21 protein-coding genes and 2 pseudogenes are annotated in these 20,746 nt (G+C 39.2%); 7 read left to right on the top strand and 16 right to left on the bottom strand.

The annotated features are described in order from the left end of the window. The first annotated feature begins 10 nt into the window (after positions 1–10). From AC4E8C_RS01800 to AC4E8C_RS01785, 4 genes are read left to right on the top strand one after another with little or no spacing between them, the layout of a single operon-like run. Entirely contained in the window at positions 11–571 is a 561-nt protein-coding gene (locus AC4E8C_RS01800; protein ID WP_490209794.1) for an RNA polymerase sigma factor, read from the top strand. Then, the gene (locus AC4E8C_RS01795) at positions 552–1,331 is read left to right on the top strand and encodes a hypothetical protein (RefSeq protein WP_490209793.1); all 780 of its coding nucleotides are present in this window, start codon (positions 552–554) and stop codon (positions 1,329–1,331) included. The genes AC4E8C_RS01800 and AC4E8C_RS01795 overlap by 20 nt, the downstream gene beginning before the upstream one ends. Then, positions 1,312–2,184, top strand: coding sequence for an ABC transporter ATP-binding protein (locus AC4E8C_RS01790; protein WP_490209791.1), 873 nt, complete (start codon positions 1,312–1,314; stop codon positions 2,182–2,184). Before AC4E8C_RS01795 ends, AC4E8C_RS01790 begins: the two co-directional genes overlap by 20 nt. Then, entirely contained in the window at positions 2,181–3,311 is a 1,131-nt protein-coding gene (locus AC4E8C_RS01785; RefSeq protein WP_490209789.1) for a hypothetical protein, read from the top strand. Before AC4E8C_RS01790 ends, AC4E8C_RS01785 begins: the two co-directional genes overlap by 4 nt. 226 nt (positions 3,312–3,537) lie before the next feature. Here the strand turns inward: AC4E8C_RS01785 and ypfJ are convergent, their stop codons facing one another. Next, a complete protein-coding gene (gene ypfJ / locus AC4E8C_RS01780) occupies positions 3,538–4,371 on the bottom strand; it encodes a KPN_02809 family neutral zinc metallopeptidase (protein ID WP_490209787.1) in 834 nt (277 codons plus the stop codon). A 364-nt stretch (positions 4,372–4,735) separates the two neighbouring features. Between ypfJ and AC4E8C_RS01775 the strand changes: the two genes are divergently transcribed. Then, positions 4,736–6,196 carry an alpha-amylase gene (locus AC4E8C_RS01775; protein WP_490209786.1) on the top strand — a complete coding sequence of 487 codons (1,461 nt, stop codon included), beginning with the start codon at positions 4,736–4,738 and terminating at the stop codon, positions 6,194–6,196. Between the two features lie 140 nt (positions 6,197–6,336). On the opposite strand, the gene AC4E8C_RS01770 is transcribed toward AC4E8C_RS01775, so the two are convergent. The 10 genes and pseudogenes from AC4E8C_RS01770 to AC4E8C_RS01725 all read right to left on the bottom strand — a co-directional run bounded on the left by AC4E8C_RS01770 (position 6,337) and on the right by AC4E8C_RS01725 (position 14,536). Further along, positions 6,337–7,122: an SDR family oxidoreductase gene (locus tag AC4E8C_RS01770; protein WP_490209784.1), complete on the bottom strand. Its 786-nt coding sequence runs from the start codon at positions 7,120–7,122 to the stop codon at positions 6,337–6,339. Positions 7,123–7,429: 307 nt separating this feature from the next. After that, complete coding sequence (locus tag AC4E8C_RS01765; protein WP_490209782.1) at positions 7,430–8,446, bottom strand: oxidoreductase; 1,017 nt, start codon at positions 8,444–8,446, stop codon at positions 7,430–7,432. Between the two features lie 92 nt (positions 8,447–8,538). Next, complete coding sequence (locus AC4E8C_RS01760) at positions 8,539–9,450, bottom strand: PTS system mannose/fructose/sorbose family transporter subunit IID (RefSeq protein ID WP_490209780.1); 912 nt, start codon at positions 9,448–9,450, stop codon at positions 8,539–8,541. Positions 9,451–9,466: 16 nt separating this feature from the next. Continuing rightward, positions 9,467–10,273, bottom strand: a complete 807-nt coding sequence (locus tag AC4E8C_RS01755) for a PTS mannose/fructose/sorbose transporter subunit IIC (RefSeq protein ID WP_490209778.1) — start codon at positions 10,271–10,273, stop codon at positions 9,467–9,469. 28 nt (positions 10,274–10,301) lie between these two features. Then, a complete protein-coding gene (locus AC4E8C_RS01750) occupies positions 10,302–11,279 on the bottom strand; it encodes a mannose/fructose/sorbose PTS transporter subunit IIA (RefSeq protein WP_490209777.1) in 978 nt (325 codons plus the stop codon). A gap of 225 nt (positions 11,280–11,504) precedes the next feature. Beyond that, a pseudogene (locus tag AC4E8C_RS01745) lies at positions 11,505–11,665 on the bottom strand (PRD domain-containing protein); the annotation flags it as partial. A 72-nt stretch (positions 11,666–11,737) separates the two neighbouring features. After that, positions 11,738–12,109 carry a DUF956 family protein gene (locus AC4E8C_RS01740; RefSeq protein WP_490209776.1) on the bottom strand — a complete coding sequence of 124 codons (372 nt, stop codon included), beginning with the start codon at positions 12,107–12,109 and terminating at the stop codon, positions 11,738–11,740. A 185-nt stretch (positions 12,110–12,294) separates the two neighbouring features. Continuing rightward, on the bottom strand, positions 12,295–12,852 hold the full coding sequence (locus tag AC4E8C_RS01735) for an integrase (protein WP_490209775.1): 558 nt from the start codon (positions 12,850–12,852) through the stop codon (positions 12,295–12,297). Positions 12,853–13,181: 329 nt separating this feature from the next. Next, positions 13,182–13,427: a con-10 family general stress protein gene (locus AC4E8C_RS01730; RefSeq protein WP_490209773.1), complete on the bottom strand. Its 246-nt coding sequence runs from the start codon at positions 13,425–13,427 to the stop codon at positions 13,182–13,184. A 401-nt stretch (positions 13,428–13,828) separates the two neighbouring features. Then, positions 13,829–14,536 (bottom strand): SH3 domain-containing protein, encoded by a 708-nt coding sequence (locus tag AC4E8C_RS01725; RefSeq protein WP_490209771.1) that lies wholly within the window; start codon positions 14,534–14,536, stop codon positions 13,829–13,831. A 309-nt stretch (positions 14,537–14,845) separates the two neighbouring features. Between AC4E8C_RS01725 and AC4E8C_RS01720 the strand changes: the two genes are divergently transcribed. Further along, positions 14,846–15,367: a cupin domain-containing protein gene (locus tag AC4E8C_RS01720; protein WP_490209770.1), complete on the top strand. Its 522-nt coding sequence runs from the start codon at positions 14,846–14,848 to the stop codon at positions 15,365–15,367. A gap of 202 nt (positions 15,368–15,569) precedes the next feature. Here the strand turns inward: AC4E8C_RS01720 and AC4E8C_RS01715 are convergent. Then, positions 15,570–15,650, bottom strand: a pseudogene (locus AC4E8C_RS01715) (3-hydroxybutyrate dehydrogenase); the annotation flags it as partial. Between the two features lie 88 nt (positions 15,651–15,738). Between AC4E8C_RS01715 and AC4E8C_RS01710 the strand changes: the two are divergent. Continuing rightward, positions 15,739–16,878, top strand: a complete 1,140-nt coding sequence (locus AC4E8C_RS01710; protein ID WP_490209768.1) for a zinc-dependent alcohol dehydrogenase — start codon at positions 15,739–15,741, stop codon at positions 16,876–16,878. 331 nt (positions 16,879–17,209) lie between these two features. Here AC4E8C_RS01710 and tdh read toward each other — a convergent pair whose 3' ends face one another. The 4 genes from tdh to AC4E8C_RS01690 all read right to left on the bottom strand — a co-directional run bounded on the left by tdh (position 17,210) and on the right by AC4E8C_RS01690 (position 20,716). After that, the gene (gene tdh / locus AC4E8C_RS01705; protein ID WP_490209767.1) at positions 17,210–18,247 is read right to left on the bottom strand and encodes an L-threonine 3-dehydrogenase; all 1,038 of its coding nucleotides are present in this window, start codon (positions 18,245–18,247) and stop codon (positions 17,210–17,212) included. An 88-nt stretch (positions 18,248–18,335) separates the two neighbouring features. After that, positions 18,336–18,845, bottom strand: a complete 510-nt coding sequence (locus AC4E8C_RS01700) for a PPC domain-containing DNA-binding protein (RefSeq protein WP_490209766.1) — start codon at positions 18,843–18,845, stop codon at positions 18,336–18,338. A 42-nt stretch (positions 18,846–18,887) separates the two neighbouring features. Further along, positions 18,888–20,234 (bottom strand): TRAP transporter large permease, encoded by a 1,347-nt coding sequence (locus AC4E8C_RS01695; protein WP_490209764.1) that lies wholly within the window; start codon positions 20,232–20,234, stop codon positions 18,888–18,890. Positions 20,235–20,239: 5 nt separating this feature from the next. Then, on the bottom strand, positions 20,240–20,716 hold the full coding sequence (locus AC4E8C_RS01690) for a TRAP transporter small permease (RefSeq protein WP_490209763.1): 477 nt from the start codon (positions 20,714–20,716) through the stop codon (positions 20,240–20,242). Positions 20,717–20,746 lie beyond the last annotated feature (30 nt).

Raw genomic sequence — 20,746 nt, 5'->3', positions numbered from 1 at the left:
AGGTGAGAATATGACGGACTTTGAGCTCATTATGGATATTAAAAAAGGCAGCTCTTCCAGCCAGGAAATTCTAGTGCGCCGCTATTATAAGCTAGTTTACAGCTTTCTCTATCGAATGTGCGGCGACAAAGAGCTGGCTAAAGACTTAACACAAGAAACATTCATTAAACTATTAAACAATCTTACAAAGTACCAGCCCTCGGCTGATTTCAAAAGCTGGCTGCTGACTGTTGCTTCTAATCACGCAAAAGATTACTTCAAGAGCAAAGCCTATAAAGATAAACAGCATACATCGGAACTACTCGAACAGGACAATCGCACGGAGAAAGGTATTTCCTCCATCTTTGAAAAAAAGGAGAGGCGGAAAGAAATCAAACGGGCATTAGAAGAGCTTCCTAGCTTCCAAAGGGAGGCAATCCTGCTTAAATTTTACAATGAGTTAAAAATTGCCGAGATTGCGGAAGTAACCCATGTTAGTGTACCCACGGTGAAAAGCAGGCTTAAGCAAGGTTTGGAAAAACTGAGAATCTATTTAAACAGAGGTGATTCTGATGAACGAAACACAAATTGACCAAGAGATTCAGGCGTACCTAGAAGACTATAAGGTGGATTTTCCTAACGAAGAAGAAATAGATGCTTCGATCCAATACATTCTAACAGAAGCACCTGTGAAAAAAAGGAGAAGATCCATTTTCAAACAATGGGCTAAAACCCTCATGTTCAACAGTATACAAGAAATGCTGACTTTCGGGTGGATATTTTGGATCCTAAACGGAATGTTCCTCTTGCTCGGAATTTTGAGCCTGGTTCAACTGAACACCGACCCATATATCACACTATTTACCCTTGCCCCCCTGCCCTTTTTCATTGGCTTGGTGGAGATTTTAAAAAGCCGAAATTCTGGTATGGTTGAACTGGAAATGACGTTAAAATACAATGCGCAGCAAATCCTCACCTCAAGACTGCTTGTCGTTGGTCTTTACAATTTATTGATTAATGTGGTGATTTCAGTCATTTGCGTGCAGTTGTATCCGGAGATTATCTATTCGAAGCTATTGCTTTCCTGGACAGTTCCTTATGTATTCGTAACAGCCGTTGCCTTTCTAGTGGCCATGAACATAAAAGGGAACACCATAAGCGCGATTCTAACCTCCAGCTGGTTCGCTATTTGTTACTCGATGATTCAGGTAGTTGACATGGGAAAAATTCCGTTAGAATGGGTGAATTTCGTTGCTGTAGGAGTCCTTATCTTAGGCGTTCTGGTTTGGATTTGGCAAATCATTAAATTTAAACAATGGGGAGAGAAAACATATGATGCTCAGTATCAATAATGTCACAAAAAAGTTTGGGGATAAGCATGCAGTCGATGCGTTAACGGTAGAGTTAACTAATGGAGTGTACGGCATACTCGGTGCAAATGGATCTGGCAAAACCACGTTAATGCGCATGCTTGCAGCAGTTTCAAGCCCAACTGCTGGGACTGTCACCTTTAACGGCGAAGAGATTAAGCAAATGGGTGAACGATACCGTGACCTGATTGGCTATTTACCACAGCATGTGGGGTTCTATAAGCATTTTACTGTCGAAAAATTCCTCTACTATATCGCTAGTCTAAAAGGGATCGAGATCGCCGCGGCCAAAAGAAAAACAGCTGAATTACTTGAGATCGTTAATTTGACCGAAAAGAGAAAGGTCAAGATAGGAAAGCTTTCTGGTGGGATGAAGCAGCGGGTCGGCATTGCCCAAGCCCTCCTCAATGACCCAAAAATATTAATCGTCGATGAACCGACAGCAGGACTGGATCCAAAGGAAAGAATTCGGTTCCGTAACCTGCTGTCCGAAACGGCAAAGGACCGGATTGTCCTTTTGTCCACTCATATTGTTTCCGACATTGAATACATCGCCAAAGAACTTTTGATTATGAAAAATGGGAAATTAATCGAAAAAGGCACTCCACAAGAACTGATGAAGGCGATTGAACGGAAAGTATGGAGCGTAATTGTCACTGAATCCGATATTTCTTCTTATCAAGCAGTCTATAAAGTAGGAAACATATCCAGAGTTAATGAAGGTGTAGAACTCCGAATAATTTCAGACAAAAAGCCTGCCAGTCATGCCGCGAATGTGCCAGTGAATTTAGAGGATTTGTATCTTTATTATTTTGATGAGGAGGCAGGCAAATGAATCTAGTAAAGTGGGAATTAGTGAAAATTTTCAAACAAAAAAGCATTTATATTGTAGGAATCCTCCTGCTGGGATGGTTTACCTTAATAGCAGTGACGAATGTTTATGATACCAATATTACCAGGCAGGTTTATCAGGACTGGGAAGGACCGGTCACCAATGGTAAAGTGGCCAAAGCTGAGCGAATGAATAAGGAACTTCAAAGTGAGAGAGAAGCTTCCGAAGGCGTTTTGGACGAACGGAGAAGTGCGCTAGGAGGAGTAATAGAGGAAATTGCCTACGGTCAAAGTATAAAAGAAAAAAATGCAACCCTTGAAGCTGATCTTACCAATATCATCGCCGAAGCAAAGGAAACAGGCAATACGGGTCTTGCCAATAAAATAGCACTTCAAAAGGATATGTATGAGAAAGTGGAAATTGATAAAATTTCCTATCATACCGCCCCAAGGGAAGCGGTTGATTTTGTTAATGTATTTGGGCTTATTTTTACTGGATTATTCCTGCTGCTTGGATTATCAGGCATCTACTCCAACGAGCATGTATCAGGCGTGGAAAACTATATTCTCAGTACCAAGAATGGCCGAACGGTTACGATGAAAGCAAAGCTGGTGGCTGCCGCTATTTATACTCTTTTTGTCGTATTTGTCTGGGAAGCCTATAATTTGATTGTAAAAACAGTACTTTACGGGACCAAGGGCTGGGATCTTCCTATCCAGTATGCCTTTAAATACGCTGCCTCCCCTTATAGCTTTACCTTTTTAGAGTATCATCTGATTCAAGTGGGTATCCATTTGCTGGCCGCCCTTGCCTTTACTGCGGTCATTGTTCTAATATCTACTCTCGTAAGATCAACGATGATTTCCTTCTTTATATCAGCCCTCTTGTTTGGAGTGCCGCTTCTTGCAAAGAGCATTCTAAGCATTGATATTATTTGGGTTCGGAAGCTTCTAACGTTCTCACTGACTGACATTATGAAGGTCGAATCCTTGTTTATGAATTTTGTTTCGGTTAATATCTTTAACCAGCCCATTCTCGCTCCATATGTAGGTGTTACGATTTCGATTCTTGTCCTGATTATTTGTGTGGTTTGGTCTAGATTGGTTATCAAGAGAAAACAAATAGCCTAAGGAAGAGGCTACCTAAAGGATTGGATACGGTCTTGTGGACTGATTTCCGCCTTAAACGTGCTCAAAAGTCCTTCATCGGTGGTATGAAGGACTTTTCTTTTTGGATTTTTCTAAGATTAGTCCTTCATCGGCGGTATGAAGGACTTTTCCTCTTGGATTTTTGAAGGATTAGTCCTTCATCTAAGCTATGAAGGTCATTTCAAATAGAATCAATTTTCCAAGCCTTTTATAGATTTGCCGCGTTAAAGGTATCTCCGCCTTCAATCGTGCCATTTTGGAACCCTTTATTAAACCAGCGTTTCCGCTGCGCTGACGTTCCATGTGTAAAGCTTTCAGGAACAACATGCCCCTGTGCTCTTCTCTGTAACGTGTCATCCCCAACAGCATTTGCTGCATTCAGTGCCTCTTCGAGATCACCTTGTTCCAGGTATCCCTTTCCTTTAGCGTAGTGGGCCCAAACACCCGCTAAATAGTCAGCCTGCAATTCAAATCGAACGGAATACTCATTCGTTTGCCTCTCAGCACGAGGAACCTGCTCTCCACTATGCAAAAGGGTCTGAACATGGTGACCTACTTCATGTGCAATCACATATGCCATCGCAAAATCGCCTGGTGCCTGGAACTTTTGTTTCAACTCTTCATAAAAACTTAAATCGATGTAAAGCTTATGGTCACCTGGACAATAAAACGGTCCTACCGCTGAACTAGCGCTTCCGCAGGCTGATTGGACACTGTCTCTATACAAAACGAGTGTAGGGTTTTCATATTCCTGACCTCTCTCTTTGAATACCTCTGACCAAACATCCTCAGTATCAGCAAGGACGACAGATACAAAATCGGTAAGCTCCTTCTCTTCAGCTGATTCTTTGTAAGGAGTGCTTGTTGCTGAATTGGGTGTCGATGTCATATTGTTTAAAACGTCGCCTAGGTTACCTCCGCCGAGCAGGGTAAATAGGAGAACAATGATAACTCCACCTATCCCACCCCCAACCATGGTCTTACCACCCATGCCCCTTCGGTCTTCAACGTTTGAACTTTCCCGTCTCCCTTTCCATTTCATCTTTTTTCCTCCCAAATACGAGTAATGAATTCATTTATATCCATAGTGTTATACCCAGAATGAGAGAGAAATAATATGCAAAAAATTGGAAAGCATCTACTAAGCCAATTTCCAACACAAAAAACCCTGAACAAATTGTTCAGGGAATGTTAGAGGAAAATTCATTTTAGTTCATCTACCTCTATTGTATGCTACTTATCCGAAATATTGAATATTAAAGGCTATTATATCGGTTCTCCCTTTGAAGCAATAAAATCCTCACCAAAAGAAGGATTTCTATATGCCGTTTTTTTACCAAGATTTTTCTGGTGTCAAACTGGGTATGTATTCATATACCTTTTGATTAAACGAGGAGGACCTGTACATGGAAAGAAACAAAACGATTATGCAATTTTTCGAATGGCATTTAGAGCCAGATGGCGGCCACTGGAAACGTCTGAAGGAGATGGCGCCAGAATTAAAAGAGAAAGGAATTACCTCCATCTGGATACCACCAGTGACAAAAGCGACCTCGCCTGAGGATAATGGCTATGCCCCATATGATTTATACGATCTAGGAGAATTTAATCAAAAAGGATCCGTTCGGACAAAGTATGGGACGAAACAGGAACTGCTAGAAGCAATAGCTGCCTGTCATAATATAGGCCTGAAAGTCTATGCAGATGTAGTAATGAACCACAAAGCAGGTGCTGACGAAACGGAATTAATTAAAGTGATTGAAGTGGACCCAGAGGACCGAAACAAAGAAATATCTGAACCCTTTGATATTGAAGCTTGGACAAAATTTACATTTCCAGAGCGTAAGGGAAAATACTCTTCCTTTGAATGGGGGTTTGAGCATTTTAGCGGAACCGATTATGATGAAAAGACGGGGAAATCAGGAATATTTAAAATCCTTGGAGATGACAAGGATTGGAGTGAACATGTGGATGATGAATTCGGAAATTATGACTATTTAATGCTTGCCGATATTAACTATGAACATCCTAAGGTAAAAAAAGAAATGATAAACTGGGGAAAATGGCTTAGTGATACCATTGATTGTGATGGATATCGCCTCGATGCCATTAAGCATATTAATCACATTTTCATTAGTGAGTTTGTGAATGAGATGCATAAACACCGAGGCGATGATTTTTATTTTGTCGGAGAAGTCTGGAAAACTGATCTTCAAGCATGCCAGAAATACCTGGACCATGTTGATTATCATATCGATTTGTTTGACGTCCCCTTGCATTATAAGCTGCATCAAGCCTCCAATGAAGGAAATAAGTTTGATTTAAGCTGCATTTTAGAGGACACCCTTGTGAACTCCCACCCTCAGAATGCTGTTACTTTCGTGGATAATCATGATACTCAGCCCCAAGAATCGTTGGAATCGTGGGTACAAGATTGGTTCAAGCCAAGTGCCTATGCCCTGATTCTCCTTAGGCAAGAGGGAAACCCTTGTGTCTTCTATGGGGATTATTACGGAATTGGGGGGCCAGAGCCAGCAGAAGGCAAAAAAGAAATCCTGGATCGCCTCCTCTTTGCCCGCTACGAAAAAGCATACGGAGATCAGCACGATTACTTTGACCATCCAAATACCATTGGCTGGGTTCGACTAGGTGTTGAAGAACTTGAACACTCTGGTTGTGCAGTCGTTATCTCCAATGGAGATGATGGCGAGAAAAGAATGTACGTTGGTGAAGACAGGGCTGGGGAATCATGGGTGGACCTAATGAACTCAAGGGATGATCAAATTATAATCGAAGAAGATGGATATGCCACTTTCCCGGTTAACGGCGGCGGCGTCTCCGTTTGGGCTTACCATCCTAAGGAATAAGATAAATTACATGGATTGGCCAAGGATCGTCTAGAAATTTATATAAGCACAAACAAAATGTCCACTGTAGGTGGACATTTTGTTTGTAGTGTCTTTTTATGGTGTCAGGCACCAATTATAGTATGTTTGAATTGTTTTGCTTATAAGAGGGACTCCGCCCCGTCAATGTAGATTTCGCTTCCGGTTATGTGGTTTGATTGGCTGGAAGCAAGGAATAATACTAGGTCGGCTACTTGTTCGGCTTTCCCTGATTTGTGTTCCAATGGTTGGTTTCCCTCTGGATATTTAATAGGGATTTCCACCTTTTTTAAATTATCATTTTCTTTCCAAGTGTTCTCATTGATATTTGTCTCGATTGCACCAGGACAGATGATGTTGACTCTAATACCATAGTTGGCAAGCTCAAGGGCTGCCATTTTCCCAAAGCCCATCTGGCCAATTTTCGATGTACTATAGGCAGACATTCCAATATTTTTATAGATCCGGTTCCCATTAATGGAACTAGTAATAATAATACTTCCCCCATTGGTCTTCAAATACGGGATCGCATATTTTACCGTTAAAAAGGTACTCGTTAAGTTATTGGAAAGGGTTAAGTCCCAATCCTTCGGCTCTAAGTCCTCTATCGGTGCAACTTCCCCATTAATTCCGGCGTTAGCAAAGACAACATCGAGTCTCCCCCACCGATCAATGGTTTTTTTGTAACAGTTTTCTACTTCCATTGGATGTGAAACGTTGGCTTCCAAGATAATCGCTTCACTTCCTATTGCTTCGATTTTGTTTTTCACTTCTTCCACGTTTTCTTTATGCAAATCTACTAAAGCAATCTTTCCTCCATTTTGAGCAAGCTTTAAAGCTGCAGCCTTTCCTATACCTGAGCCAGCCCCTGTAACCAAAGCAACCTGACTTTGCAGTAGATTCTCCACGATAAAAAACCTCCTTTTGTAACGATGTATATTACTATATCCACCTTAGAGATTTTGAAACATAAAGATTATGCCCAGCGTTTGGTGAAAATATCTATAGCTGCTACACGATTTTTTAGAGTATAAGCAACAATGGTATAAACTATTTAAAGAGAAAAAACTCATAGAATTTTTTAAACACAAAAAACCACTCCCCAATTTTATAGGAAGTGGTTCTATTTATCGTTTAAATTTTTTTCCAACTAACCGAATACTTACCTTAATAGGCATGGATCAATAACCCCTATAACAGAACCAGCCTTTAATTTCACTTTAAGTCTTTAACCCCTGTTTCTAATATTTCCATTTGCAGCACTGTCTGTTCGTCTGTAATGGTTTTATCTTTACCATTTATGATAGCTTCATATACATCATCGTAAACTCGCCCATAATCGCCATTTACGGATTTCACTTTTTCTTCGTGAATTGTACCTTCTTCATCCATATAGGTCAGTACACCATAATGTTGTATTGTATCGATACCAAAATCCTTGTTATCAGGCATGTAAAATAACTTTAAATGTTCTTCCTGACGATCTTTGGTTTCTTTCACAAAGCTTCCCTTTTTACCATAAATGACGAAGCTGGGTCTTTCTTTAAGTCTAAAATAACTGGATTTAACAGATACTTTTAACTTTCCATAATATAAATCTAAATCAAAATAATCATTCATTCTTCCTTGTCCTAATAACTGCCTTACATCATAATGTATATGATCTGGCTTGCCAAAATAACTGATCACCTGATCGAGTGTATGACAGCCATGTCCATATAAAAATGACTGAGCGGGATCAAAAGAATGAACAGACTCAGGTACTTCGGGACGATAATAGTCATAATGCATTTCCACTTCGAGCAAGTCCCCTATTTTCCCTTCTTCAATGACCTTCTGAACAGTTAAGAAATCACTGTCAAAACGTCTGTTTTGATACGCCTGAACAAGTAACCCTTTCTCTCTTGCCATGGCAAATATTTCTTTTGCCTGTTCTGAGGTTTCCATAAAAGGCTTTTCAACCAAACAGTTTTTATTTTTGTTTAATACTAATTTTGCGTATTCATAATGACTGTCCGTTCTTGTGCAAATGACAATGAGTTGAATATCCTTGTCATTTAATAGTTCATCTAAATCAGAAGTATAATTTACTCCTGCAATCCTATCCCAACTTTCATGCTTAGGATTTCTTTGATAAATGGTTTTTACCTTTATATTCTCTCTTTGCAGTACGAACGGTAGATGGTATCTATTAGTACTTTTTCCATTTCCAATATACCCAATAGTAAGCATAGCAGCCTCCTTAAATATACTCCTGATATGTACATAAAGAGCACCTATCACGTAAGAATCAGAGATAGATGCTCTAAGAAATTTATTAAATATTACATCAAGTGGATTAAGTGGAAGACAATACCGACCACGAACAATCCAAGAATCATAATGATTGGAGAAACTTTCTTCTTAAGCAGCCACATGCAAAGGAATGTGATTAAGAGTCCTGCTAAACCAGGAATTAAGCTGTCCAAGTTGTTTTGTAAAGTAGTTACTTTAACAGGTTCTAATGAAAGACCCGCAGCTTGCTGTTGTAAGGCAGTTTTAATCCCTTCCGCTCCAGCAGGTAACTTATCCCAGTCGATATAAGCACCTTTGGAAAGTTTAACTTCAGATACCACCGGCGCAAATCTTACTGATACCCAGCGGTTAACTAATGAACCAAGGATGAACATACCCAAGATGGATGCACCTTTTGTAATATCTTGGAGTAATCCTCCAGATAAGTCGTCGGTAATTTTAGAACCAGCTTTGTAACCAAATTCTTGTGTGTACCACGTGAAGCCCATACGAATGAGATTCCATAAAACGAAGAAAATAATCGGTCCAAGGATGTTACCAGTCAAAGCAAGAGAAGCACCTAACGCACCAAGGATTGGTCTAACCGTGAACCAGAAAACTGGATCCCCAATACCTGCTAAAGGCCCCATCATCCCGACTTTAACCCCTTGAATGGCTGTGTCGTCAACTGGCGCACCATTTGCACGTTCTTCCTCAAGCGCTAAAGTAACACCAATAATAGGTGAAGCTACATATGGGTGAGTATTAAAGAACTCTAGATGACGTTTTAGTGCGGCAGCACGATCTTCTTTAGTCTTATATAATCGTTTGATTGCGGGAATCATTGTATATGCCCAGCCGCCATTTTGCATACGTTCATAGTTCCAAGAACCTTGAATGAAAGTGGAACGCCACCAAACAGAAATACGATCTTTTTTGGATAATCTCAAATCTTGTGCCATTTTTTGTCCCTCCTTCTTAGTAATTATCAATAATGGCGCCTAGTGGGTCTCCAGTATTACCGTTTCCGCCATTACCGGAACCGCCTTGTTTAGAAAGCGCTAAATAGATAAGTGCAAGTGCCACACCGATAGCACCTAGACCGATAAGTGTGATTTGTGAAATAGTCGCTAAAACGAAACCAATGGCGAAGAATGGCCAGACTTCTTTTGTAGCCATCATGTTAATAACCATTGCATAACCAACGGCTACGACCATTCCCCCACCGATTGCTAAACCGTCTGTCAACCAAGCTGGCATAGAGACAAGTAAGTCTCTAACCGGAGCTGCCCCAATAGCTACAATTAATGCAGCTGGAATGGCAATACGTAATCCCTGCATGCAGATCGCAACGACTTGCCAAAACTCAACTTTTCTGATGTTTCCTTCTTGAGCTGCAGCATCCATAAAGTGCACGATTGCTGTTGCAAGCGTACGAACGATGATAGTTAATAAAAGGCCAGCAACTGCAAGTGGAACCGCAATCGCAATTGCAGAAGCAACACCAGCTTTACCTTGTCCACCTAAAACTAAAATAATAGCAGATGCAACTGAAGCTAACGCAGCATCAGGTGCTACGGCAGCACCGATGTTTGCCCAACCTAAAGCGATCAATTGAAGAGTACCACCTAAGATAAGACATGGTACTAAATTCCCTGTAACTAAGCCAATTAACGTACAAGCAACAAGTGGCTGGTGGAATTGGAATTCATCCAAGATCCCTTCCATACCGGCTAAAAATGCTACGATAATGACTAATATTATTTGTATCACATTCAAATCCATGTTTATTAATCCTCCGTTTCCTCTGGATTTATTTTTGTTTGTTTAACTCTTCTTGAGCCCTCTTGATAATTTCATTCATGTCACCTTTTGAATCGTTCGGAACTTTACGTACATCGAAGTTCAAACCAAGTTCTTTTAACTTTTTAAAAGTATCAAGATCAGCTTGGCTGAAGGCTAACACTTTATTCGGCTGAACTTTACCAGGTGAGTGTGCCATCGAACCAACGTTAATCGTCTTCAATGGAACGCCGCCTTCAACCGCTCTAAGGGCATCTTGCGGATTTTCGAAAAGAAGCAACGCGCGCTGGCCGCCGAAGTGTTGATCATCTTTTGCAAGTTCAATCATTTTCTTGACAGGAACAACGTGTGCCTTTACACCTGGAGGAGCAGCCTGTTGGATTAATTTCTTACGAAGATCATCCTTAGCTACCGCATCAGATACAACAATGATCCGTGTAGGCTGAGTAGTTTTCGTCCAAGCAGTCGCTACTTGTCCGTGAAGCAAACGAGAGTCGATGCGTGCCAACACGTATTCAAAACTACCAGGGGCGCCTGCATTTGATGATTGAGCTGCAGGTGCAGCAGCTGATGTTGCTGGTGCTGGTTCTAATCCTTCTGGTCTTACTCTAACCCCTTCTTTAGCTGGGGCTAAAATATTTACGGCAATTTCATGCGCTGTGTTCATTGAGAAGCGCGATGCAAAAGCTTCAATCAACATTGGTAAGTTCATACCAGCAACGATTGCCCATTTGTCTTGGTGTCCCTCAAACAAGCTGTTGGCTTGGTTGAAAGGAGTTCCACCCCAAAGATCGACTAAGAATAATACTTCGTCTTGGTTATCGAAAGAGGCGATTGCTTCCTGCATTTTTGCCTTTACATCATCAGGTCCTTCGCTAGGCATCAATGTAACAGCTTTTACATTTTCTTGTTTTCCAAAGATCATCTCTCCAGATTGCAAGATACCATTGGCAAATTCACCATGACTAGCAATGATAATTCCTACCATCTTTTTACCTCCTATTATTATTGATATAGCTTAAAAAGCATGGTAACTCTTAAAGTATTTTTCTGCTCATCTAAAGCGGTTACAGTTTCAACAAAAACAATAAAAAAGGCATGAGCAAAAAGTCGACTGAATGAAGGTTTGGGTATAGATTACCCCTTTTCCTTCATTTCAATCAATACTTTTCACTCATGCCTGATCGAATCAGTAACACGTAAAAAATAATGGCTATATAAATTTATTTTGTAAACGCTGTAAATGAAGTGTTAAAAAAACAGCTTCTACATCAAATACATTCTTTTTAATATTTGCTGCAACACTTTAATGAGCTTCCATGAGGAATTATAGCACACCAGATATTCCTCTTTCAAGAGAGAATTTATTTTTTTTCTGGTTCCGCCATCTTCTCAATGTCCCAACAAAAAAAGACAAGTTCCAACCTGTCTTGTATGGTAAAACTATTACTTTTTAAATTTACTCTTCAAACCGCGTTTGATAACATCAAAGAAACTTAATGATTGGACCATATTATTCGGATCAACGTATTCACGAATTGCCCTTAATACTTTTTTCTGCTCTTTAGAAGAAAATGAATACGTCCCATTTCGCTTAGTTCGGATGGCATAACGTGGAATCCATTTCCCTTTGAACATGACCGAAGCAATCACGTAATCCACTTCTTCCCAAGGTATTTGAATAAACTTACGAGTATCCCGATCATGAAAGAATTCAAATCCCTTGTCACCGATCATGATTTTACCATAATCCGTCATTCCTGCATGTAAGGTTGCATCAATAACTAAATCGACTTTTGTATTGATTGATTGGACCATTAGATTTACTCCATTTCTTTCTTTTAATAAATAATTATTATACCCTTTTTTTCACTTAAATCAAAAAATACTTGTGACAAGTTCAGCAAAACAAAAAACCACTCCCTAAATTTATATAGGAAATGGTTTTTTCTATTTGTATAAATTATTTACGTGAGTATGATCCAGATTGCACCGTAAAGTTATTAGGCAATTTGTTCGGAATGCTCCGACACGAGCTTGTTATATAACTGTAAATCTTCTGCATATAAATTTAAATAAGTTGCCATTCCTTGACCCTTTACTATTTCAAAGGCTTCCATATCGACAATCCCGTATTCCCTATTCAACTTTTCAGCATTCGCCCAAGCCGTTTCTTCAAACTCTATATTCATCTTATGCTCCTCGATTAGCATGCCAAGAAGATTGCCATTACTGTATTGTTCGTATAGTGTATGGTTTTTCTTCATCTCGTAAAATTCCAGGGTTTTTGTCAGTGAATCCAATAAAGCCTTTCGGTCCAACGAATGCCCTAATTCATGCAGTGTAAGAGCTTTAACATACGATTCGAGTGAAACTTGACCCCGCATTTCCCTTATTGCTTCTTCTATTCGTTCAACATCGTAACCTATATAATCAAGGATAAAATTATAACTCATATTTACCCCAGTTAGTTCATGCTTCAATTCAAGATCTATTCCAACAGTTCTTATAGTGGACTGTACTAATTCTTCAATCCACTTTATTCTATTTTTTCCGTTCATTTTTACCCTTACTTTCACATTTTTTCTTATGGAGTAATCATATTTACAAAATATAACAGATGAGGTTTCCCTCAATTATATGAATATATATCAAAATAAATTCCAGTTCAACAGGTAATATATAAATTTCAAACATTACCCATAAAAAAAGTCGTTCTCTGTTAAACAGAGAACGACTTTTATCCGTGAAAGCAATAAAACCAAAAAGAAGCTGGCGAAAAACAAATTGTTTTTCACCAGCTTCTTACTATCTTTATAAACCTTTTAGACTGACTTGCTACAATTTGGATCATCTCTCGAATTCATTTCGATGATTCCTACTTACCTACTTAATCGTTGTTCCTATCGTTGTTCCTTTGGTTGGCACGTGCTTCGCCACCCTTTTGTCCAATTTCTTCGTAAAATTCCCTGTCATGATTTTTAGATGTGGCTTCGCCGCCTTTACGGCCGATTTCCTCATAGAACTCTCTGTCATGGTTTTTTGCTGTTGCTTCGCCGCCTTTGCGTCCTGCTTCTTCGACAGTCATGTTACCATTGTTGTTGTCACTGCGATTGTTCTTATTGTCCATAGCCATTTAAAAATCCCTCCATATTTTACTAGAATTGTACTACACTCCTTATATACCCGCCTTCTATTAAACTAAACACATGTTTCTTACCTTTATAATATTCGATTTACATTTGTTCTAGATTTCTATATTAAATTCTCATCGATATCACTCATAATTTGTAGATATTTCCCGGGAATTTGTTGAAATTTGAAATATTATCATTTCTTTTAGCTGATTGGGTCGAGGGGTAGATTTACAAATGTATCGGGTATCGCTATCCGCTTTATTGGTTGCTTCAATCTTTCTTTTGGTTGATACAAGCTCCTTAGCTGTATCGTCTATGTTCTTGACCATATCGGGTAACGATATGGTCGCTATAAGGTCGGAATGAACCAAGATACACGGATTGTCCCTAGCGTCATACCTTATTTTCGAAATATGGAGAAAATCCCTCCCCATTTTCCTTTGGGTTTTTGTATCGCCTCTTCTAAACGTTTATTAACATCATTTTGTGAACTCCACTCTTTTTTCTGTTCGTCCCGTAAATTTTGTATCTCTTTTTGTAAGAGTTCACTTCTTTGTTTTTCTTGCTGCAGCAATGTTTCATATTGGCTATTTTGCTGTTCAGTTAATTTTTCAATTTTAGTATTTGTTTTTTGCGCTGAATTTCCAATAGTAGAACTTATAACATGATGATCTTGCTGGAGTCGGGAAACCTTTGTTTTAAGCTCTGACATATCGTTTTTCAGTTGGACATTCATTTCCCGTGTGGCTGCGAGTTCATTGACTAAAAATGTAAAGAACTCTTTTAATTGATTAGGGTCATGAGGTAAATTTTCATATGTATCGGTTATCGCAATCTCTATTTCATTGGATCCTTCTAATCTTTCTTTTTGTTGATTCACAAGGTCTTTAGCTGTATCGTCTAAAGGCTTGTCCGTATCGCGTAACGCTATAAGCGCTCCGATGTCAGATTGAACAAAGATACGACGGTCGCCATCTTTCAAAAACACATACCCACTCCGCTCTAAGATCTGGCCATACTTTCGAACAGTGGGAGTTGCAATACCTATTTCTTCTGCCACTTCTTTGGAAGAAAAAGCTCGTTCATTCGGTTGTATATCAGGTCGCATATCGACCCCCCCTTCCTATTAAATATAAGGTTTTTAGATTTATTTGCAAGTTATATCGCCAAGCGATACAAAACAAAAAAGCTTCCCACAAGTTTAATACTGGTGAGAAGCTGCAATTTGCATCCGCTATGTGTTTTGTTTTATGTTCTCCTCCATTACTGTCCTTCACATCCTAAAAATTTTTAACCTCCTTCATTTATTTGTACAATAAGGGAGTTATACTTAAGAAACAGGAATAGCAAAGAAGTGTAGAATAATTTTTTTGGTATCCTAAAAAATATCTTACTAAAGAATCGGAGGTATTTAGCTTTGAATAGTCATGATCCACAATTTTTTATATCAAAACTTGGACTAACTCCACATCCAGAGGGTGGATATTTTAAAGAAACTTTCCACTCTACCGAAATGACTTCTGATCAAGAATTAACCATGGATTTTGAAGGGAAGCGCAAGCTGTTTACGAGTATTTACTTTCTGTTAAACTCAAATACCATTTCCCATTTTCATCGTTTGAAATCTGATGAATTATGGTATTATCATGCGGGAAGTCCTCTAACGATTCATATGATTAATGAAAATGGGGATTATAAAGAAATTAAATTAGGATTAAATGTGGATAAAGGAGAAGTCCCACAGGCGTTAGTTCCAAAAAATACGATCTTTGGATCATCTGTAATGGATAAGGATACATTCTCTTTAGTTGGATGTATGGTTTCGCCAGGTTTTGAATATAAGGACTTTGAATTATTCACACAAAACGAACTTTTGCTAAACTATCCTCAACATAAAAATGTAATAATGAAGATGGCTTATGAGAAAATTCCAATCTAATCTAACTACATAGAAAGAAAAAGAGGCTTCTCAAAAGTTTGGACAACTAATGAGAAGCCTTCAATATTAATTTATCCATTTTGATAAAATAACTCTGCGATCAATATCCGTCCCGTCAAACTACTCATGGAAAACCCTCAAATTTAGTACCTTATTTAAGAAAATGTTACCCTTTAAGTTTTTTACTAATAAATTAAATCCATTACTGAGCAGTATAACCGCCATCAATGACAACTGCTTGACCTGTAACACTCTTAATCACTGCTAAAAACCATTCATAATCGCGAAACTTGGGCAAGAATTAATGTAATAGAGAAAACCAATATTGGGTATAGACCCTATGTATGCATTTATTAAAGAGGAGGGAACGTATGAAAGCTGTAACGTTTCAAGGTGCAAAAGATATCCAAGTAAAGGAAGTAGCAGATCCTGCCCTTCAAAAGAATGAGGATATAATCGTCAGAATTACCTCAACGGCAATCTGCGGTTCCGACCTTCATATTTACAAAGGTGCTCTTCCGGCATCAAAAGATTATGTCATTGGACACGAGCCAATGGGGATTGTTGAAGAAGTCGGGCCAGAAGTAACAAAAGTGAAGAAAGGTGACCGCGTGGTACTGCCATTCAATATTTCCTGTGGACATTGCCATTTCTGCCAGAACCAAATGGAAAGCCAATGTGACCATTCCAATGGAAATCCACATATCGATACCGGCGGTTATTTTGGGTTTACAGAAAGATACGGAGGGCATCCAGGCGGCCAAGCCGAACTGCTCCGCGTGCCTTATGGCAATTTCATGCCGTTTGTGATCCCGGAATCCGCAGAGGTGCCAGATGAAGCGGTGCTGTTCTTATCTGATGTTCTCCCTACTGCTTATTGGAGTGTCGAGAGTGGAGGCGTTAAATCCGGCGATACAGTGGTCGTGCTTGGCTGCGGCCCAATTGGGTTAATGGCACAAAAGTTCGCCTGGATGAAAGGCGCTTCCCGAGTCATTGCAGTCGATAATCTTCCATACCGCCTGAACCATGCAAAAAAGATGAACAATGTTGAAACGATTAATTTTGATGACTACGAAGATGCTGGAGCATATATCGCTGAACTAACAAAAGGCGGAGCTGACGTGGTCATTGACTGTGTTGGAATGGATGGAGAAAAAACACCTAGAGAAACAGTTGAACAAAAAATAAAGCTTTCCGGCGGAACGATAAGTGCAATCAGAATTGGCATGAAAGCTGTGCGCAAATTTGGCACCATACAGCTGACAGGAGTATATGGCTCTAAGTATAATCAATTCCCTCTGGGAAATTTATTTGAAAGAAACATCCAGTTAAAAATGGGACAAGCCCCTGTCATTCATTACATGCCAATGCTGTTTGACATGATCACATCCGGCCAACTCGATCCTACAGAAATCATTACCCATCGTGTACCGCTTGATAAGGCAAGCGAAGCGTATAAAATCTTCAATGACCATGAAGACGAATGTATCAAGGTCATTTTGAAGCCATAAAGAAAAAAGGCTGCTAATCTAGCAGCCTTTGATTGTCGAGAAAGGTTTTTTCTCGGCATTTTTTTATTTTATTTATTTTCTTTGGTTGAGAAACATTGGCTTACTTGGAGGAATGGGATTAACCAAATTTCAACTTACAGGGAAGGTAATTTGTTGATGATTATATGACTTCTAAAATAAAAAAAAAGACTATTTCCGTATTTAGGAAGTAGTCTATCTCGTAAGGCCTAAAGGTTATTAAGGGTATGTAATGAACTTGCTTCAATTCAAGCTTGTAGTGTTCCTGCTGTAACATCTCTGTGCAGATAGAATTACTGGTTTAATATTTTTGTTATGGCTTAAGAAGAACCTTTAAGGCATTTCCTGATTTAATCAAATCAAAACCCTTTTCAAAATCAGCAATAGGTAGCACATGACTAATACAATCCCTAACATCTAGCCCTGCATCCAAAAGTCCCTGCATAATATTCCATGTACGGTAAAGTTCCCTGCCGGAAATCCCATACATATTTACTCCATTGTAAAATATATCCTCAAAGTTTAGACCAATTTCGCCAGAAGGCAAACCAGCCACAACAATTGATCCACCTCTCCTGATGTATTTTGTTTCGTCTATTATTGCTAGCTTACTGCCCGAAAACTCAAGGATAACTTCAGGACCTAAACCCTCGGCAGCATTTCTTACACTCGTAATGGTATCCTCTTTAAGGGGATTTACAGCAATTGTTGCGCCCATCTTTATTGCAGTATCGGCGCGATATTCATTAGTTTCGACAGCGATTATTTTTCTTGCGCCCATTTTTTTGGCTACTGCAACAGCCATAAGACCGATTGGACCACACCCAACTACGGCAACTGTTTTGCCAGCAAGTTCACACTTAGATGCCGCATGGACTGCAACACCTAATGGCTCAAGAATAGAATTGACTTCCTCAGGAAGATTGGGATCACAAATGATGGCGTTTTCATCCGGAATCACAACATATTCAGCAAAAGCCCCATCAAAATGCAATCCTATACAAGTGGTGTTAAGGCACACATTTGCCAGTCCTGCTTTACACATAGCGCAATGACCACAAACAACATGGCTTTCTGCCGATACAAACTTACCAATTCTTGTAGAATCAACACCATTTCCTACCTCAACTATTTCACCACAGAATTCATGACCAAGAATTACTGGAGGATTTAACCTTGCTGCAGCAAAGGGCTCCCAATCTTTAATATGGACATCCGTGCCGCATATTGCAGCCAATTGTACCCTAATGAGCACTTCACCAGGCCCCGGCTCAGGTATAGGTCTTTCACATAATTCAAGATTGTTCGGACCCGGCTTCGTTTTTATAACGCATTTCATCATTCCTCTCATTAACTCCCTCCTTTCTAAGTTTTATTGACTAGAATCAAGGAAAATTTTCTACCTTTCTCGATTCTGATAGAGTCATATTGTCCTCTTTTTATTGAACGTCACTTTTGTTATAGAAATTGAAAAGCTTAAACCCCATTGCCTCATCATATTTCCTGACAGGCTGGGCCTCATCTATTACATAGATGGTATATTCAATGGTGATTGCCACAGTATTAGTTCCTTCTAGGAAATGCCCTCCGTTTATCGTCTTACGATGGTCAATAAAGACACCATGAAGATGAATATCTAATTCACCATCTTCATCATGACCGATCACTCCATGCCCTGATAGCAATTCAACAGGAGTATTCCAATGTATAGGTGGAGAATAAAGCATATGATCTTCTTCATAATTTAATTGAATGATAGATACATGTGACAAAGAACCAATACAGTTCATCGTACCTGCTGTCACTTGATACTCTTCGCAAACTTTTTTAATCCCATTAATTAAGTCATCACCTGGTGCTAAACAACCAACAATGATGCCTCTTTTTTTATCATACACAGACTGAGAACGGCGGTTTACCATCATAACACCTCCGGTTTGATTAACCAATCACTGCACCTCCGTATAATATTTTGCAAAAAATCTACTCCACTATTTTATACCTAATAAATTAGGCAAAAATGTTGATATAGCTGGTATATAAGTGATCAGTATTAAAACAAAAATCGAAGCAACTACAAAAGGAACAATCGCTTTACTAATCTTATTGAGAGAAATATCTGAAATTCCACATGCAACATACAGATTGACACCTACTGGTGGAGTAAACAATCCAATTGCAAGGTTAACTGTCATAAATACACCGAACACTGTTGGGTCTACTTTTAGTGCAATCATAATCGGTAATAAAATTGGAACAAAGATATAGTAGGCAGATACTGCATCCATGAACATTCCAGCAATCAATAGAATAATATTGACAAGGATGAGAATTATATACTTATTCTCTGATATTCCGAGCACTGCATCTGATATTATAGTAGCGATTCCCTCCGTCGTGATCACGTACGCAAATAGGGAGGCTGAACTAACAATAAGCATAACAGTAGCTGTTTGTATGCCGGAATCAACTAATATTCTTTTTATATCTTTAAGTTTAAGTTCTTTATGAATGAATATCCCGACAAATAAACCATAAAACACCGCAACTACGGCCGATTCCGTTGGTGTAAAGACTCCCCCGTAAATACCGCCTAAAATGATGACTGGAACGAGTATACCCCAAATGGCACCCGTAAAAGCTGTCCATTTTTCTTTAGGAGTGGCGACTTCCCTTGTTGCAGCAATTTCAAACTCGACTCCAGCCTTCTGCGCTTCAAGCATCATTGCCTTCGTATCTTTTTTCTTTACATAGATTGCAGCCAAGTAAAAGCCAACACCCATGAGTAAGCCTGGAATAATTCCGGCAATAAACATTCTGCCAATGGAAACACTAATGGAATCTCCGGCAACAACAGCGAATACAATCAAGGCAATACTCGGTGGAATAACAATCCCTGTGGCGCCCGTTCCTGACAATAATGCAGCCGCAGATTCCTTTTTGTACCCATTCTTCACCAATGCAGGAATTAGGATACCGCCAATGGCTGCAACTGTCGCAGGACCGGAACCAGATATAGCTGCAAAGAATAGTGCAGTAATAACTGTTACAAGCGCCATCCCATGCTTTTTATGTCCAACAAATGTATCAGCAAAATTAATCAGACGCTTTGAGATCCCCGCATAGTCCATAATAACACCGGCTATAATGAAAAATGGAATGGAGAGCAATGTAAACTTCGCAACACTTGTATACATAATATCCGAAATTAACTCCAGTGAACTTATACCCATTGATGATATCAATGAGAGAATGGAAGCTGCACCAAGGGCAATAGCAATAGGTACTCTTAAAAATAATAGAAGAAAAAATACTCCAAAAAGAATTATAGCTATCATTTACATCATTCACTTTCCAAGCGTAAATTTTTGTATTCGATTACAGCAACTTCAATGGAACGGATTACGCATAATATACAGCCTAGTGGAAATGTTGATGAAACCATCCATTGGTGCCAGCCTAAGGCAGGTGTCATTTGAGCAACTGACATTTGATACAGGATCATATCTATCCCGTAATAAGCAAATAGGATAAATACTGCTGTGACTAAAAGGCCTGAAAAAACACAAAGGATCTTTTTAACTGGAAGATTGGCACGATCAAAGAGAAGGGTAAAGCCGAGGTGAGCTGAATTCTTCACCCCGACAGAAGCCCCTGCAAAAACTAAGAGAACAAATATATTGATCGTTATTTCTTCCGTAAATGCAAATGAGTTTCCTGTTACGTATCTCGATACTACATTCGCAAAGGTAATGATACACATTATGGCTGAACTAAATATGATTAAGCTATTTTCAACCATCGAAAGCAATTTGGACATAATATCACACCCTAATTATTATTTACGGAT

The organism is Neobacillus sp. SRL179, from assembly GCF_984799095.1.
This window is presented reverse-complemented; position numbering and strand designations above follow the sequence as displayed.